At 64.6% G+C, this 14358-nt stretch carries 15 protein-coding genes; 9 read left to right on the top strand and 6 right to left on the bottom strand.

The annotated features are described in order from the left end of the window. On the top strand, window positions 1-1213 hold a 1213-nt coding region (locus DVDV_RS19295), incomplete at its 5' end, for an ABC transporter permease (protein ID WP_139311679.1). Between the two features lie 9 nt (window positions 1214-1222). On the opposite strand, the gene DVDV_RS19290 is transcribed toward DVDV_RS19295, so the two are convergent. Both DVDV_RS19290 and DVDV_RS19285 read right to left on the bottom strand, forming a co-directional pair. Then, window positions 1223-1627: a hypothetical protein gene (locus DVDV_RS19290; protein ID WP_075356220.1), complete on the bottom strand. Its 405-nt coding sequence runs from the start codon at window positions 1625-1627 to the stop codon at window positions 1223-1225. Beyond that, the gene (locus DVDV_RS19285) at window positions 1620-2237 is read right to left on the bottom strand and encodes an RNA polymerase sigma factor (protein ID WP_083634839.1); all 618 of its coding nucleotides are present in this window, start codon (window positions 2235-2237) and stop codon (window positions 1620-1622) included. The genes DVDV_RS19290 and DVDV_RS19285 overlap by 8 nt, the downstream gene beginning before the upstream one ends. Window positions 2238-2394: 157 nt before the next feature. On the opposite strand from DVDV_RS19285, the gene DVDV_RS19280 reads away from it, so the two are divergent. Continuing rightward, window positions 2395-3102, top strand: coding sequence for a shikimate kinase (locus tag DVDV_RS19280; protein WP_254845454.1), 708 nt, complete (start codon window positions 2395-2397; stop codon window positions 3100-3102). On the opposite strand, the gene DVDV_RS19275 is transcribed toward DVDV_RS19280, so the two are convergent. From DVDV_RS19275 to DVDV_RS19265, 3 genes are read right to left on the bottom strand one after another with little or no spacing between them, the layout of a single operon-like run. Beyond that, the gene (locus tag DVDV_RS19275; protein WP_075356219.1) at window positions 3016-3675 is read right to left on the bottom strand and encodes an LUD domain-containing protein; all 660 of its coding nucleotides are present in this window, start codon (window positions 3673-3675) and stop codon (window positions 3016-3018) included. The two genes, DVDV_RS19280 and DVDV_RS19275, sit on opposite strands and share 87 nt — an antisense overlap. Beyond that, window positions 3672-5084: a lactate utilization protein B gene (locus DVDV_RS19270; RefSeq protein WP_075356218.1), complete on the bottom strand. Its 1413-nt coding sequence runs from the start codon at window positions 5082-5084 to the stop codon at window positions 3672-3674. Before DVDV_RS19270 ends, DVDV_RS19275 begins: the two co-directional genes overlap by 4 nt. Further along, window positions 5081-5803 carry a (Fe-S)-binding protein gene (locus DVDV_RS19265; protein WP_075356221.1) on the bottom strand — a complete coding sequence of 241 codons (723 nt, stop codon included), beginning with the start codon at window positions 5801-5803 and terminating at the stop codon, window positions 5081-5083. The genes DVDV_RS19270 and DVDV_RS19265 overlap by 4 nt, the downstream gene beginning before the upstream one ends. 141 nt (window positions 5804-5944) lie before the next feature. On the opposite strand from DVDV_RS19265, the gene DVDV_RS19260 reads away from it, so the two are divergent. The 5 genes from DVDV_RS19260 (at window position 5945) to DVDV_RS19240 (ending at window position 11259) form a co-directional block, all read left to right on the top strand. Then, the gene (locus DVDV_RS19260; protein ID WP_075356217.1) at window positions 5945-7240 is read left to right on the top strand and encodes a citrate/2-methylcitrate synthase; all 1296 of its coding nucleotides are present in this window, start codon (window positions 5945-5947) and stop codon (window positions 7238-7240) included. 185 nt (window positions 7241-7425) lie between these two features. Continuing rightward, window positions 7426-10035, top strand: a complete 2610-nt coding sequence (locus DVDV_RS19255) for a mechanosensitive ion channel family protein (RefSeq protein ID WP_075356216.1) — start codon at window positions 7426-7428, stop codon at window positions 10033-10035. Between the two features lie 70 nt (window positions 10036-10105). Further along, the gene (locus DVDV_RS19250) at window positions 10106-10384 is read left to right on the top strand and encodes a hypothetical protein (protein ID WP_075356215.1); all 279 of its coding nucleotides are present in this window, start codon (window positions 10106-10108) and stop codon (window positions 10382-10384) included. Window positions 10385-10522: 138 nt separating this feature from the next. Beyond that, a complete protein-coding gene (locus DVDV_RS19245; protein ID WP_075356214.1) occupies window positions 10523-10957 on the top strand; it encodes a polymer-forming cytoskeletal protein in 435 nt (144 codons plus the stop codon). 77 nt (window positions 10958-11034) lie between these two features. Further along, entirely contained in the window at window positions 11035-11259 is a 225-nt protein-coding gene (locus DVDV_RS19240) for a hypothetical protein (RefSeq protein WP_075356213.1), read from the top strand. Between the two features lie 265 nt (window positions 11260-11524). On the opposite strand, the gene DVDV_RS19235 is transcribed toward DVDV_RS19240, so the two are convergent. Next, on the bottom strand, window positions 11525-12865 hold the full coding sequence (locus DVDV_RS19235; protein ID WP_075356212.1) for a UDP-glucose/GDP-mannose dehydrogenase family protein: 1341 nt from the start codon (window positions 12863-12865) through the stop codon (window positions 11525-11527). A gap of 225 nt (window positions 12866-13090) precedes the next feature. On the opposite strand from DVDV_RS19235, the gene DVDV_RS19230 reads away from it, so the two are divergent. Both DVDV_RS19230 and DVDV_RS19225 read left to right on the top strand, forming a co-directional pair. Beyond that, complete coding sequence (locus DVDV_RS19230; RefSeq protein WP_075356211.1) at window positions 13091-13816, top strand: pyridoxine 5'-phosphate synthase; 726 nt, start codon at window positions 13091-13093, stop codon at window positions 13814-13816. An 8-nt stretch (window positions 13817-13824) separates the two neighbouring features. Further along, window positions 13825-14196, top strand: coding sequence for a holo-[acyl-carrier-protein] synthase (locus tag DVDV_RS19225; protein ID WP_075356210.1), 372 nt, complete (start codon window positions 13825-13827; stop codon window positions 14194-14196). Window positions 14197-14358 lie beyond the last annotated feature (162 nt).

Below are 14358 nucleotides of genomic sequence, written 5' to 3'. Positions count from 1 at the left end.
CTGGCTGGTGGCCCGGCTGGCCGTCTGGCTCGTCCGTCTGGCCCCGCTTGATCGTCCGGGCCTTTTTTCCCTGGCCCTTCGCGCCGTGGTGCGGCCGGGCAATCAGGTGGGGCAGGTGCTGGCCGCCCTGGGCCTTGGCCTTTCGACCCTGTGCGCCATGACCCAGGTGGAAGCCAATTTCCGGCAAGCCTTTGTCAACGACATCCCCCGCACCGCTCCCGACTTTTTTTTCGTGGACATCCAGCCCGACCAACTCCCGGCCTTTCTGGACACGGCCAGAAGCGTTGCCGGCGTCACCCGGGTTGAGACCTCGCCCATGGTGCGAGGCCGCATCGTGCGGTTAAACGGCGTATTGCCCGAGGAAGCCGAGGTGGGGGAAGAAGCGCGCTGGGCCGTATCCGGCGACCGGGGGCTGACCTATGCCGCAGCCATGCCCGAAGGAACGCGGATTACGGCCGGCCAGTGGTGGCCGCCGGACTATGCCGGGGAGCCGCTCGTATCCGTAGATGAGTCCATTGCCAAGGGATTGGGGCTGGGGCTGGGGGACACGGTGACCATCAATGTCCTTGGCCGGGAAGTGACGGCCAGGGTGGCCAGCCTGCGGCGCATCAACTGGCTGACCCTTGGCATCAACTATGTGTTCGTGCTGTCGCCGGGGTCCCTTGACGGCGCACCCGTGACCCATCTGGCCACGGCCTATACCGACAAATCCGCCGGCAGCGCCCCGGGCGAGGCGGTGTTTGCCGCTGTCACCGACCGTTTCCCCAACATCACGGCTGTGGGCATCGGCGACGCCCTGACCGATGTCATGGCCGTGGCCGACAAGGTAGCCACGGCCGTGGCCGCTGCCGCCGCCGCCACCCTGGTCACCGGCATGTTGGTGTTGGTCCAGACCATGGCCCAAGGCCTGCGCCGACGGGCCTATGAAACCGTCATCTACAAGGTCTGCGGGGCCTCCAGGCGGGCCATCCTGACCGTCCTGACCCTGGAAAACGCCCTGCTCGGCCTCCTGGCCGGCCTCATGGCCCTGGCCGTGGGCACGGCCATTGCTTGGGGCTTCACGGTCTTTTTCATGGAATTGCCGTTTGCCGTCTTTGCCGGCCCGGCGGCCGGCATCGTAGCCGCCGCGACCGGGCTGACACTGGTCTTCGGGCTGGCCGGCACCTTCCGGATGCTCTCCAAAAAAGCCCTGCCCTATCTGCGAAACGACTGAGCCGGCCCGTCAGTTGTCGTTGCCCACAGGACGCGGCGGCAGTTGGGCCCGGCGTTCGCCTTCGAGCCGGTCGTAGACGGCCAGTTGCCGGGGACTGAGCATCGGGCGCACCCGTTCGTCGATTCGCTGCAACACGCCGTCGAGCACCGGGCGCATATGCCCCATGACCTGGTCGAACTCCTGATGGGCGTCGCTCCAGGCACTCACGAACACCTGGCGCTGCTGGCTGTCGAGATCGAGGCGACGGATATACTCGTCGTCCACGCGTTTGCGCATGGCCTCAAAACCGGCCGAGTCCCTGGCCCGGCTCTCGACCATGGCCCGCTGGCTGGCCCCGATCCAGCCAAGCCCCAGACCCAGGGCAAAAACGATGACCACGGTTCCTGTCCGAAAATGTCCGCTTGCTTCAACCATGATCCTTCTCCAAAAATGCCTTGAGCTTCCGTCTGGCCCGAAAGGCCCGCACCTTGACATTGACCCGGGACAAGCCCGTTAATTCCGCCACTTCTTCCACGCTTTTGCCTTCAAGCCCGAGCAGCGCCACCAACAGCCGGTCCTTGGGGCCAAGGACCGCCATGGCCGCTTCCAACCGACGCCGGGCCTCTCTGGCCTGGCCTCTGGCCAACTCTCCCTCGTCAGGCAACGACTCGTCAAGGCCGCCGACCAAACCGGCTTCGGCTTTGCGGCGGCGCAACCAGTCTATACACGTGTTGGCGGCAATGCGGTGGAGCCAACTGCGAAACATGGCCCAGTCGCGAAGCCCGCCCAGATTGAGATAGGCCTTGACGAAGATTTCCTGGGCCAAATCCTCGACCCCGGCCGGTTCCTGGCAAAATCGCGAGGCCAGATGGGCCACCCCCGGACCATGCCGGTCCACCAGGGCGGCAAAGGCCCTCTGGTCGCCCTGGGCGGCCGCCCGGGCCAAGGTTGCGTCATCAATGCCGTCAAGACGGATGCGGGCACGATTCGGACGCGACGCGCCGTTTCCACCGGGCCTGACACAATCCCCGTTGCGCGTCGTCATGCAAAGCGCCTCCTTGACGCCCCTCCCCAGGCACGTCCTCGTGTCAGGCGCTTTTCTTCCCCAACCGGTTACACCCCAACCTCGACAAGATGCGCCCGGGAGGCTATCCCCGGACCCGGCGGCCAGCCCTGGCCGTACGCCCCAACCGGAGACCGCCATGCCCCTTTCCGACGACGCCAACATCTATCTGATCGGCCCCCGGGCCTCGGGCAAGACCACCCTGGGACGCCGGCTGGCCCAAAACCTCGGCCGCCCTTTTGTCGATCTCGATGCCCGGTTTGTGGAAGCCCGCGGCGAGACCATTGCCGAACTGGTCGCCCGGGAAGGCTGGGACGCCTTCCGCCAGGCCGAGGCAGATATCCTGGCCGAGACGGCCGGGCAAAAGGGCCTTGTCGCGGCCACGGGCGGCGGCGTGGTGCTCCTGCCGCAAAACCGCACCCTGCTGTCCAGGGGGGTGGTGCTCTATCTCCAGGCCCATCCGGACCGGCTGGCCGAACGGCTCATGGCCGACCTGAACCCGGACCAGCGGCCCAACCTCACGGAACTTGGGCTCAAGGAAGAAATCGTCGCCACCCTGGCCGAGCGCGAACCGCTCTATTTCTCCCTGGCCCATGCCTGCCTGCCCGAACGCCCCCTCGACGAATTGCTCGAATACACCCCTGCGCGCCTTGAAAATGTTTTAGACAAACGAAACCGGGGGAGCCTGCGCCATACGTGCGGGCTCCCCCGGATATTGAAACAGGGCCGGCAGTCTTTGAGGCTGCCGGCCGTGCCTATTCTAGAGCCAGTCCAGGCCGATGACATGCACGGCCAGGGGGCCGTGGACGCCGCGCACATAGACGAATTCGATGTCGCCGGTGCTTGAGACGCCGGAAACACAGTTGACGGCGCTTGGCATGGCCGCCTCGCCAAGCCGGTCGAGAAGGGTCGGCAGATCGGGAAGCAGGCGCGACTTGGGCACAAGGGCCACATGCAGGCGCGGCACCAGCGGCGTGCCGCGTTCCCGGCCCGGGGCCGCAGCCAGAATCAGGCTGCCGGTGGCGCACAGGGCATAGGCCACGGCGGTGACACCCAGATCCACGGCGGCCAGGGACGGGCACACCCGATCGGGCAGATCTTCGGGAGCAATAACCGCCACCCCGGCCCCATCCAGAATATCGGCGGCAGCCACGGCGTCGAGGTCGGGATGGTCCCAACGCACGGCGGTCTTGACGCTGTTGGCCGCCACATAAGCGGCCAGGGCGGCCTTGGCCTCTTCAGGCGTGCGGGCCAGCTCGAAGGTCGGGCCAAGCGTGGTCAGGACGCCGGCGAAGGCAGCAAAATCAGTTACACCCCGGCCGGGCCGACGCGGAATCGTCGGAGCCGAGGGGCGCGGCAGGCCGGCGGCAGTGGCCGCCCGCAGGCGGCCCAGGATGGCGTTTCGGGCGCGCGTTCTCACGATTGGCCTCCCTGCTTGCGGGACAGGCGGCGGGCAAGGCTCTTAAACCGCCTGGAAAAAGGTCGGGACAATCCGGGAAAAGCCCGGCCACGCAAAAACCGGCCAACCGGCGAATCCGGGGCCACGGCCGCGACTTCAGCCAATTTGGGGTCAAAGGTCCGGCCCAGGGCCGCGGCCCCGCCAAAAAGCAGGGGATGACGGGCCAGCAGGCTAAAGGCCGTCACGGCCGGATCAGACTCCCCGGCCGAAACCCGTCGGCGCAGTTCCTGAAGCAGGGCCGGATGATCGATGCCGGCCGGGCAGGCCTCGGCGCAGGCGGCGCAGTGGGTGCAGGCAAAGGGCTGGCGGGGATCGCCGGGATTGTCTTTTAAAAGCGGCGAAAGGACCGAGCCCATGGGACCGGGATAGACCGTGCCATAGGCGTGGCCGCCGACGCTCTGGTAGACCGGGCAGACGTTTAAGCAGGCCCCGCAGCGGATGCAGCGCAGAATCGAGCGCAGCACGGGATCGGCCAGGATTTCGGAGCGGCCGTTGTCCACGATGACCAGATGCATTTCCTTCGGACCGTCGCGTTCGCCCTCGCGGCGCGCGCCGGTGAAAAAGGACAGATGCACGGGCAGGGTCTGGCCCGTGGCCGAGGGCGGCAGGATGTCCAGGACAACGGCGGCGTCGGCCAGGGTTTCCACCACTTTTTCCAGGGTCATGACGGCCACGTGGATGGGCGGGCAGGACGCGGACAGGCGGATGTTGCCCTCGTTTTCCAGCACCGTCACCGTGCCGGTTTCGGCAATGGCGATGTTGCAGCCGGTGATGCCGGCATCGGCGGCCATGAATTTCTGGCGCAGGCTGTCCCGGGCAATGCGGGTCATTTCTGGGATGTCGGTGCTGGTGCGGCCGAACTTCCGGGCGAACAGTTCCGAGACCTGCTCCTTGGACACGTGCAGGGCCGGAGCCAGGATGTGGGACGGGCGCTGCCCGGCCAATTGAATGATGTATTCGCCAAGGTCGGTCTCGACAGCCTCGATGCCGGCAGCGGCCAGGGCGTCGTTGAGTCCGATCTCCTCGCTCACCATGGACTTGCCCTTGACCACCAGACGCACGCCCCGGTCGGCCAAAAGCTTCGTAATAAGGGCGGAAGCCGAGTCGGCGGTTTCAGCGAAATGGACCTGACCGCCGGCGGCCGTGACCTTGGCTTCCAGGGTCTCCAGCAGATCGGGCAGCCGGGCCAGGGTCTTGTCGCGAACGGCCACGGCCCGGGCCTGGCGCTCGGAAAAATCGGGCATGGCATTGACCGAACGCTGGCGCAGCACCCGGATGTGGCCGATGGCCTTGTGCAGGATGGCCCGGCTCTGGCGGTCGCCAAGGGCCTTGGCCGAAGCCTGGCCGAAATCGTGGGCAGACTTGCTCATGACATCCCTCCAGCCAGGACTTCGGCCAGATGCAGGGGCCGGATGGGCAGTTCGCGCTTGGCCAGGGCCGCAGCGATGTTGAGCAGGCAGCTCGGTTCGGCGGTGATGACCGCTTCGGCGCCGCTGGCCACGATGTCGTCGATTTTCTCGGCCAAAATGGCCTGGCTGACGTCGGGATAATCCACGCTAAAGGCCCCGCCAAAACCGCAGCAGCGCTCGGGACGGGCCAACGGAGCCAGGGTCAGGCCGGCCACCTTGGCCAAAAGGGCCTCGGTTGGCGAACCGGCCCCGAGCACCCGGCTGGTCTGGCAGGAGGCGTGCAGGGTGGCGGTGGCGTCATAGTGCGCCCCGAGATCGGTGATGCCAAGCTGCTCGACCAAAAACTGGCCCAGTTCGAAGGTCTTGGCGGCAACCGCTTCGGCCCGCTCGCGCCAGGGGTCGCCTGCGGCAAAAAGCGACGGATAGCGGCGCACCATGGCCGTGCACGAGCCCGAAGGGCACACGATGGCCGGGGCGTCGGCGAACATTTCCACGAATCGTCGGGCCAGCGGCCGCACCAGATCGGACCGGCCCCGCTTGTAGACGAACTGGCCGCAGCAGGTCTGGCCCTTGGGCAAAACCGGCGTCAGCCCGACCCGGGACAGCACCATTGCCGTGGCCTCGCCCACCTGGGGCAGCACATGCTCGACCAGACAGGGAATAAAAAGAAACGCTTCCACGAAAAACCCCTCCTTGTGACGGGGCAGAACCTTACGCTTGTCGCGCATCGGGTCAAGAGCAGGCCGGCTCCCTGTCCCGGCCGCTTTACAGGCAGTGCCGCGGTTGGTATCAACGGTCCCTTACACAAGAAAGGAAGCGCCATGAACGAACCCACCACGGCCACCCTGACGTTTGAAGGGAAAACCGTCGAACTGCCCGTCATCGTGGGCGAACACGTCGAAAAAGCCCTTGATGTCCGCAAGCTGCGCAGCCAGACCGGCTGGATCACGCTGGACCCGGGCTATGCCAATACCGCTGCCTGCAAAAGCGCCATCACCCATATCGACGGCGAGCGGGGCGTGGTGCTCTATCGCGGCTACGACCTGGAAGAGCTGGCCCAAAAGGCCACCTTTGTGGAAACGGCCATGCTGGTCATGTTCGGCGAACTGCCGACCCGGGCCGAACGTGAAGAATTCCGCATCATGCTGCGCGACCAGGAACTGCTCCACGAGGATCTGCTGAGCCACCTCGACGGGTTTCCGCCCAACGGCCACCCCATGGCCATCCTCTCGGCCATGATCAACGCCATGGGCAGCTACTACCCGGAACTCTACGACATCGGCTCGCCCGAGGACTTCCGGCTGGCTGCGGCCAAGATCATGAGCAAGGTGCGCACCATCGCCGCCTTCTGCTATCGCAAATCCCAGGGATTGCCGCTCAATTACCCCAATCCCAATCTGGATTACTGCCGAAACTTCATGCACATGATGTTTTCGGTTCCCTTTTGGACCTATCAGGCCCCGGACCCTGTCGTGCGGGCGCTGAGCGTCTTCATGCTCTGCCACGCCGACCAGGCCCTGGACACCTCCTGCGCCACGGTGCGCATGGTCGGCTCAAGCCAGGCCAACCTCTTTGCCAGCGTGTCCTCCGGCATAAGCGCCCTGTGGGGCCGCCACCACGGCGGGGCCAGCTCGGCGGCCCTTGGCATGTTCGAGGACGTCGTGGCCGGGCGCACCACGGTCGAGCGCATCATCGAGGCCTCCAAATCCGGGGCCGGCCGGCTCATGGGCTTTGGCCAGCGGGTCTTTCACGTCGAGGACCCCCGGGCGCGCATCATCAAGCACACCTACCAGAATCTGGTGAAAAACGGCTACGCCAAGCGCGACGCCTTCCACGACATCGCCCTGGAAATCGAGGAGCGCGCCCTGGGCGACGACTACTTCGCCTCACGCCAGCTCTACCCAAACACCAATTTCTACGCCAGCTTGCTCCTGCGGGCCATCAACATCCCGCCGCGCATGTATCCGGTCATCACCGCCATGGGCAACATGCCCGGCTGGATTGCCCACTGGAACGAGGAAACCAATTCTCCGGACCAGCGCATCCATCGGCCGCGCCAGATCTATATCGGCCGCAAGCGCCACGCCTACACTCCCATGGAGAAGCGCAAATCCTAAGCCCCAGACGACCACGGCAGCCCGGCTGCCGGCCATATTTGTGCCCGTACCACGGCGCGCCGGCTTCATGCCCGGCGCGCTCCGGGACCGGCTCCGCTCCGGCCGTCCCTGCCAAGACAACATCCGAATTCCAACAGCACCGCCCAGACCCCGGTCTCCCATCCGGCCGTGCGAGGTATCCCGTCATGACCCGATTGTCCCCCGTGTTGGCCCTGTGTTGCGCCATGTTCCTGTCCTTGGCGGCTGTAACCGCTGCTCCGGCCGCTGACGGCGACCCCCAGGCCGCCCCGGCTGGCGCTGCGACCGCGACTCCGGCTGTCGCGCCCAAGGCCCCGGACAAAGCCGCCGACACCCCGGCAGACAAACCGGCAGACAAGCCCGCTGCCAAGGACACCCCCAGACCGGCAGCCAAAGACACCGACAAAGCGCCGGAGAAACCGGCCGACAAGCCGGCCGACAAACCCGCGGCCAAGGCCGCGACGGACAAGGCCGACAAAGCCGAAGCCGAGGCCGAGCAGCCCAAGGACTGGCAGGTGCTCCTGACCATCCACCAGGAGTCGGTGGTGCAGCAGGCGGCCCGGTTCAAGTCCATGGAAGAGCTGCTCCCCAAAAACGTCCGCCGCATCCGCACCGAACTCTCGGCCCTTGAAGGCAAGCTTGACGAACTGGGGCTCATTATCAGCCTCTCCGGCGGCAATCCCTGGGAACTGCGGGCCGTGCTCGGCGATTTTGCCCGCATCCGCCGCGCCGTGGAAACCCTCATCGGGCCTTTCCAGGAAAGCCGCGACGAACTGGAAAAAATCGCCGTGCGCCTGGATTCCCTCAAGGAAGAATTCGCCAAGCGTCTGGAAGATGACCCGGAACCGCAGATCGCCGAGGCCATCCACTACTACCTGCGCTACCTCAAAGGCGTGCGCACCTCACTTGCCGGCGTCAAATCCACTCTGGAAAAGGAACTGGCCCCGGCCCGGGACCTGCTGGCCAGCCTGGACAAGGCCGAGGAGGCGTTGCGCCTTAAAATCCCCAAGGCCTGGAAAACCTACTACTTCACCGCCTCAAACGAACTGTTTTCCCTCAAGGCCTGGAACGATCTGGAAACCCGGGTTGAGCACTGGGGCAAATCCAACGCTTCCATGCTGCGTTCGCTCACGCGCGGGGCTGACGCCACCCGGGCTGTTGCCGTCTTGACCAAGGCCGGCGTGGCCCTGGCCATTCTCGTTGGCATAGGCCTGATCGGCGCACTTCGCCTGCGCCGCCGCCATCCCCAGCTGGCCCAGATCGGAACGCTGCACAGTGTCTGGCTGTTGGCCGGCCTGGGACTCATTCTCCATTGGGTGGCCGGCGGCGCGCCGCTGTTGCTCCAGGAAATCCTCAATATCGTTGGCGAGATATTACTGGCCGCCGGTCTGGCTGTTTTCTCGCGCTATCTGGCCGAGGTGTCGGGCGCGGTGGCACCCGGGGCCGGTAATCCCCTGCGCGGCCTGTGGGCCATGTTTTCCCTCGGTCTGCTCCTGCAGATCGCCGACCTCCCGGAACCGGCCCTTTCCACCGCCTGGATGGTGCTGCTTGTTCTTTTCGTCCTCACCGTCGGCCGGTCCCTTCGCAGCTATGTCGGGCCGCTCCGGCTTTTCTGCCGGGCCACCCCGCCGCTTTTTACCGGCCTTGTACTCATGACGGCCCTGGGCTGGCAGCATCTGTCGGTGCTGGTGCTGGCCGGCTGGTTCCTGTTGCTCTCGGCCGTGCAGATCGGGGCCGGACTGTCGCGCATCGTCACCTCCTGGCAGGCCCGGGCCAGCCAGGAAGGAGCCTCGGCGCTCACCCGGGCCATTGTCTCGGGCCTTGGCTTCCCGCTGATCTTTCTGTCGCTGTTTCTGCTGGTCCTGTACTGGTTCTCCACGGAACTGGGCGGCCAGGAACTGTTCATGGAAGCAGTCGGCTTCACCATCACCGTGGGCACGGTGTCAGTCACCCTGGGCCGGCTGGCCCTGATTCTCACCGGCTTTTTCGTCACCCGTTCGGCCCTCTTCGCCGTCCGGTCGTTTATCCGCGACCTGCCCCGGATGCGGCCCGGCATCGATCCCGGGGTGCGCGACGTGCTGGAAACGACCTCGCTGTACATCCTGTGGGGCCTCTACATCCTTATATCCCTGTTTCTGCTCGGCTTTTCCTTCACCAGCCTGGCGGTTGTGGCTGGCGGCCTGTCGGTCGGCATCGGCTTTGGCCTGCAAAACATCGTCAACAACTTCGTGGCCGGGCTGATCCTGCTCTTTGGCCGCTCCATCCAGGCCGGGGACACCATCCAGATCGACGCCATCTGGGGGCAGGTGCGCAAGGTCAACATCCGCAACACCGTGGTCCAGACCTTTGACAATGCCACGTTGTTCGTGCCCAATTCCGATCTGATAAGCGGCAAGCTCGTCAACTGGACCCACCGCGACCCCACCGTGCGCCGGGAAATTGCCGTGGGCGTGGCCTACGGTTCGGATACCGAGCAGGTGCGCCAGATCCTCCTTGATGCAGCCACCAGCCAGCCCCGGGTGCTCAAGTCGCCGGAACCGTCGGTCCAGTTCCAGAATTTCGGGGAAAGCTCCCTGGATTTCAAACTGCTCTTTTGGGTGGACAACGTGGGCGCAGCCGTGGCCACCACTTCCGACATCCGCTTTGCCATTGACAAGCGTTTCCGGGAACTCGGCATCGACATCCCCTTCCCCCAGCGGGAAGTCCGCATCGTGACCGAACATCCGGCCGGCGGGCACGATGCAGCCCAGGCAGCCAGCGCCGGCGGCTCCGATTGAGATGCGGGGTTGTCCATTTGCACGGGACAGCCGGCCGTTTTTTTGCTAGAACCTATGGAAAGGACGCCGTATGACCCTACGAGCCCTGATGCTGGTCACCCTGCTGCTGGTTGCTGCCGCCGCCCCCGGCTGCAAGAAGACAATAACGCCGCCGCCCATGCCGCAGCACGAAAGTCCCATGCCCGCCGCCGGAGCCAGCCCTCTGGAGACGGAACGCTACCAGTTGGAAGAAGAAAAACGGACCTTGTCCCAGGATTATAGCGACAATATCGACCGCATCCAGCGCATAAACGCCCGGCTGATCCAGATCAATATTGAACTGCAACGCCAGACCAACCCGCACTATTAGCGGGAGTTGCTTCCCGGCCCAAGGCCGCAGGAAGCACTGGCCGGCTCTCCCGGACCAGGGGTGCGCCGCAGCCGTTGGCGGCTGGCAGGACACGGCGGCCCAGGCCGGCCGCCATGGACGGGAACCAAGGACCACAGCATGTTCGGACGCTCTGCAAAGAAAAAACCGCGCCTCGACGCCATCACGGCCTTTCTCGGGGCCGGCACCCAATACCATGGCCAGTTCAATTTCCAGGGCGTCGTACGCATCGACGGCGGCGTCTTTGGCGACATTATTTCCGATGGCGTCCTGGTCCTTGGTGAAGAGGGCCTGGTCGAAGGCAGCATCCAGGTCGGCGAACTTATCACCAGCGGCCGCATCGTCGGCGACGTCACAGCCAGCCGCCGGGTCATCCTCAACAAAAGCGCCAACCATCGGGGCAACATCACCTCCCCGTCGGTCGTCATCGAGGATGGGGCCGTCTTAAACGGCCAGTTGCGCATGAGTGAACCTGAAGCCGAAGTGCTGGAAGCCGGCCCTGTCCCCTGCGCCCTGCCAGCCGATGCCGCACCCGGCGTCACGGAAACGACGTAATTTTGGGATTGCCAAAACCGCCTGGGGCGTTTAATGGCAAAAATCCGCCACGCGCCCCGTTTAAGGAGTCCCGCCGCATGGGCCAGTTTTTCCCCGAAGCCGATCAGTTTCCCCTGGAAGATCAGATCAAAAATCTTGGCGACGACGAGTTGCTCGATTTCTGGGAGGAGACCCAGTATCTTGAGCGTATGCTCGTTGAAGAAGAAAACCCCGAAGTGGAGCATTCCCTGGAATACGAGCGGGTGATCCTCCAGGAGCTCATGCTCCGCTCCTGCCGTCGCACCCTGGCCGGCAACGGCTGAGTCCGCCGCAGCTGCCGCACCATGCCGGCAGCCCGCTTTCATGGCTTCCTGTCCCCCCTCACCTGTGCTCTTGCGAGTTGGCCTCAAAGCTCCTGACCTGCCCCTGTCCCTGACGGGGTTGCAGGGCATGGGATTATGCCTTGCCCGCTCTCTGGTAGCGCATACCGCTGCGCCCCAACCGGCCTGCCTATCGACCGACAGCCCGGACGCAAAAAAAGAGGGCGGTTTCCCGCCCTCTTTCTATCCGTTATGGATCAATCGTCGGCTAGAACTTGGGAGCCGGGCGACCGATGCAGAAGTAGACCAGACCGAGGTCGGCCAACAACTGCGGGGAATAGAGGTTGCGGCCGTCGAAGATGATCGGGGCCTTGAGGGTCTTTTTGATGCGGCCAAAATCCGGGTTGCGGAACTGGTTCCATTCCGTGACCACGGCCAGACAGTCGGCCTTTTCCAGCACCGCGTACTGCTCTTCGACCACGGTCAGCAGATCGTTGCCCTTGAAGTGGGCCCGGGTGTTGGGACCGGCAACCGGATCGTAGGCCACCACGCGCATTCCCTTGGCAGTCAGGTCGGCAATCAGCTCAAAGGCCGAAGCGTCGCGCACGTCGTCGGTGTTGGCCTTGAAAGCCAGACCCCACAAAGCCAGGGTCTTGCCTTTGACGCCGCCCTGGGGGGCGAAGTATTCCTCGATCTTTTTGCTCAGCACATGCTTCTGGCGCTTGTTGACCTCGTCAACGGCAGCCAGCAGTTCCGGCTCGAAGCCGATCTTGCGGGCGGTGTCGATCAGCGCCTTGACGTCCTTGGGGAAGCAGGAGCCGCCGTAGCCCAGGCCCGGGTAGATGAACTGGTAGCCGATGCGGTGGTCGGAACCGATGCCCATGCGCACGTCGCGCACGTCCGCACCGACCTGCTCGCAGATGTTGGCCACTTCGTTGATAAACGAAATCTTGGTGGCCAACATGCAGTTGGCGGCGTACTTGGTCATTTCGGCCGAGCGCACGCCCATGACGATGACCTTTTCGCGGCTGCGGGCATAGGGAGCGTACAGGGCCTTGAGCAGTTCGCCCGTGCGCACGTTGTCGGTGCCGACAACAACGCGGTCAGGCTTGAAAAAGTCATTGATGGCGTCGCCTTCCTTCAAAAACTCCGGATTGGACACCACATCGAATTCAATGAGCTCTTCGCGCTTTTTAAGCTCTTCACCAATCAGCTTGCGCACTTCGTCGGCGGTTCCGACCGGCACGGTGGATTTGTCGACGACGATCTTGTAGTCCTTCATGTTGGCGCCGATGTCGCGGGCCACCTGATACACGAACGAAAGGTCGCAGGATCCGTCTTCACGGGGCGGGGTGCCGACAGTGACGAACACGAACAACGCGTTCTCCATGCCCTCGGCAACCTTGGTGGTGAAACGCAGACGGCCCTCGGCCACGTTGCGCTTGACCAGTTCATCGAGTCCCGGTTCGTAGATGTGGATTTTGCCCTGACGCAGATTTTCGACGATGGTGGGGTTGACGTCCACACAGCAGACATCATTGCCCATCTCGGCGAAGCAGGCGGCGCTCACCAAACCAACGTACCCGGTTCCTACGATACAAAGATTCATAACCTATTCTCGTTGTTAGGGTTTGCCCCCGCAGACGGCTTTGGCCGGGCGGGGAACGGGGCTGGAGACTGCAGCGAGAAGCCACAGCGCCCCGTCATCAAAGAAAGTGAGTCGCACTTACGGATTCATCGGACGTTTGTCAACAATCCACGGCCCGCGCCGCCCGGTTGCCTCTCCCTTATAAAACGCATACCATCGCCACACCACGTCTTAAAGGAGTGCGCCATGCCCCTGCTTGCGGTCAACGTCGATCATGTGGCCACCATCCGCCAGGCCCGGCTGGCCAAAAGCCCCGATCCTGTCACTGCCGCCGCCCTGGCCGAACTTGGCGGAGCCCGCGCCATCATCGTCCATCTGCGCGAAGATCGGCGGCACATCGGCGACCGCGACGTCCATGTCCTGCGCGAGACAGTCAAGACCCGTCTGCATCTGGAAATGGCCGCCACCGACGAAATGCGCGACATCGCCCTCAAGCGCCGCCCCGACATGGTTTGCCTCGTACCGGAAAAGCGCCAGGAACTGACCACCGAAGGGGGCCTGGGCGTGGCCGGCCGCGAGAAAGAACTGGCCGGCTATGTCGCCTCCCTGGCCGATGCCGGCATCCCAACCAGCCTTTTCATCGACCCCGATCCGCGCCAGATCGAAGCAGCCGTGGCCGTTGGCGCCGCCTACGTCGAACTGCACACCGGAGCCTTTGCCGACGCCGCCACCCCATCCGCCCGCAAAACCGAACTCGACCGGCTGCTGGCCGCCATCCCGCTGGCCCGGCAGGCCGGCCTTGGCGTCAACCTCGGCCACGGCCTGGACTACGACAATATATATGCCTTCAAGGACACCTGCGGCATCAGCGAATATTCCATCGGCCACAGCATCATCGCCCGGGCCGTGCTGACCGGCTTGGTCGAGGCCGTCTCCGCCATGACCGCCATCATCAGCCGTTTTCCCGACTAGAGCCGCCCATGATCTGCGGCCTTGGCATCGACGTGGTGGAACTCGATCGCATCGAGGCCGCGCTCGCCCGGTTCGGCGACCGGTTCACCGCCCGCATCCTCACCCCGGCCGAGCGGGCCGTGCTGCCGGCCATTGCCCTGGCCCGCACCGCCGGCCTGTTCGCCGCCAAGGAAGCCGCAGTCAAGGCTCTGGGCACCGGCTTTGCCCAAGGCATCACCTTCCACACCCTGGAAATCCTCTCCGACGCCGCCGGCCGCCCCAGCCTGACCCTCTCCGGCCCGGCCCTGGCCCGGGCCGCCGCTCTGGGCGCAACCTCCTGGCACCTGAGCATCACCCACAGCCGCGACACCGCCGCTGCGGTGGTGTTATTGGAAGGATAGGAGAGAGGGAAGATGAGAGAAAAACAGGAAGAATGCCTCCGGCGGCCAAAGGGCTGAGCCCTTTGGAATCCCACCTGGGGAGTGAAACAATAAACGCTATCCCCCCTTTTCCTTCTCGGAAACTTCCTGTTTGGGGGCTTTCGTCGGGGCAGGGCTTTGACT

Source organism: Desulfovibrio sp. DV, from assembly GCF_001936595.1.
Lineage (GTDB): Bacteria > Desulfobacterota > Desulfovibrionia > Desulfovibrionales > Desulfovibrionaceae > Solidesulfovibrio.
This window is presented reverse-complemented; position numbering and strand designations above follow the sequence as displayed.

What these genes read in the sequence shown, in the direction of transcription:
- DVDV_RS19235 (WP_075356212.1), bottom strand. Translation starts at nt 12,865, where the DNA reads ATGAATCTTTGTATCGTAGGAACCGGGTACGTTGGTTTGGTGAGCGCC.
- DVDV_RS19260 (WP_075356217.1), top strand. Translation starts at nt 5,945, where the DNA reads ATGAACGAACCCACCACGGCCACCCTGACGTTTGAAGGGAAAACCGTC.
- DVDV_RS19290 (WP_075356220.1), bottom strand. Translation starts at nt 1,627, where the DNA reads ATGGTTGAAGCAAGCGGACATTTTCGGACAGGAACCGTGGTCATCGTT.
- DVDV_RS19285 (WP_083634839.1), bottom strand. Translation starts at nt 2,237, where the DNA reads ATGACGACGCGCAACGGGGATTGTGTCAGGCCCGGTGGAAACGGCGCG.
- DVDV_RS19250 (WP_075356215.1), top strand. Translation starts at nt 10,106, where the DNA reads ATGACCCTACGAGCCCTGATGCTGGTCACCCTGCTGCTGGTTGCTGCC.
- DVDV_RS19240 (WP_075356213.1), top strand. Translation starts at nt 11,035, where the DNA reads ATGGGCCAGTTTTTCCCCGAAGCCGATCAGTTTCCCCTGGAAGATCAG.
- DVDV_RS19255 (WP_075356216.1), top strand. Translation starts at nt 7,426, where the DNA reads ATGACCCGATTGTCCCCCGTGTTGGCCCTGTGTTGCGCCATGTTCCTG.
- DVDV_RS19245 (WP_075356214.1), top strand. Translation starts at nt 10,523, where the DNA reads ATGTTCGGACGCTCTGCAAAGAAAAAACCGCGCCTCGACGCCATCACG.
- DVDV_RS19225 (WP_075356210.1), top strand. Translation starts at nt 13,825, where the DNA reads ATGATCTGCGGCCTTGGCATCGACGTGGTGGAACTCGATCGCATCGAG.
- DVDV_RS19280 (WP_254845454.1), top strand. Translation starts at nt 2,395, where the DNA reads ATGCCCCTTTCCGACGACGCCAACATCTATCTGATCGGCCCCCGGGCC.
- DVDV_RS19270 (WP_075356218.1), bottom strand. Translation starts at nt 5,084, where the DNA reads ATGAGCAAGTCTGCCCACGATTTCGGCCAGGCTTCGGCCAAGGCCCTT.
- DVDV_RS19230 (WP_075356211.1), top strand. Translation starts at nt 13,091, where the DNA reads ATGCCCCTGCTTGCGGTCAACGTCGATCATGTGGCCACCATCCGCCAG.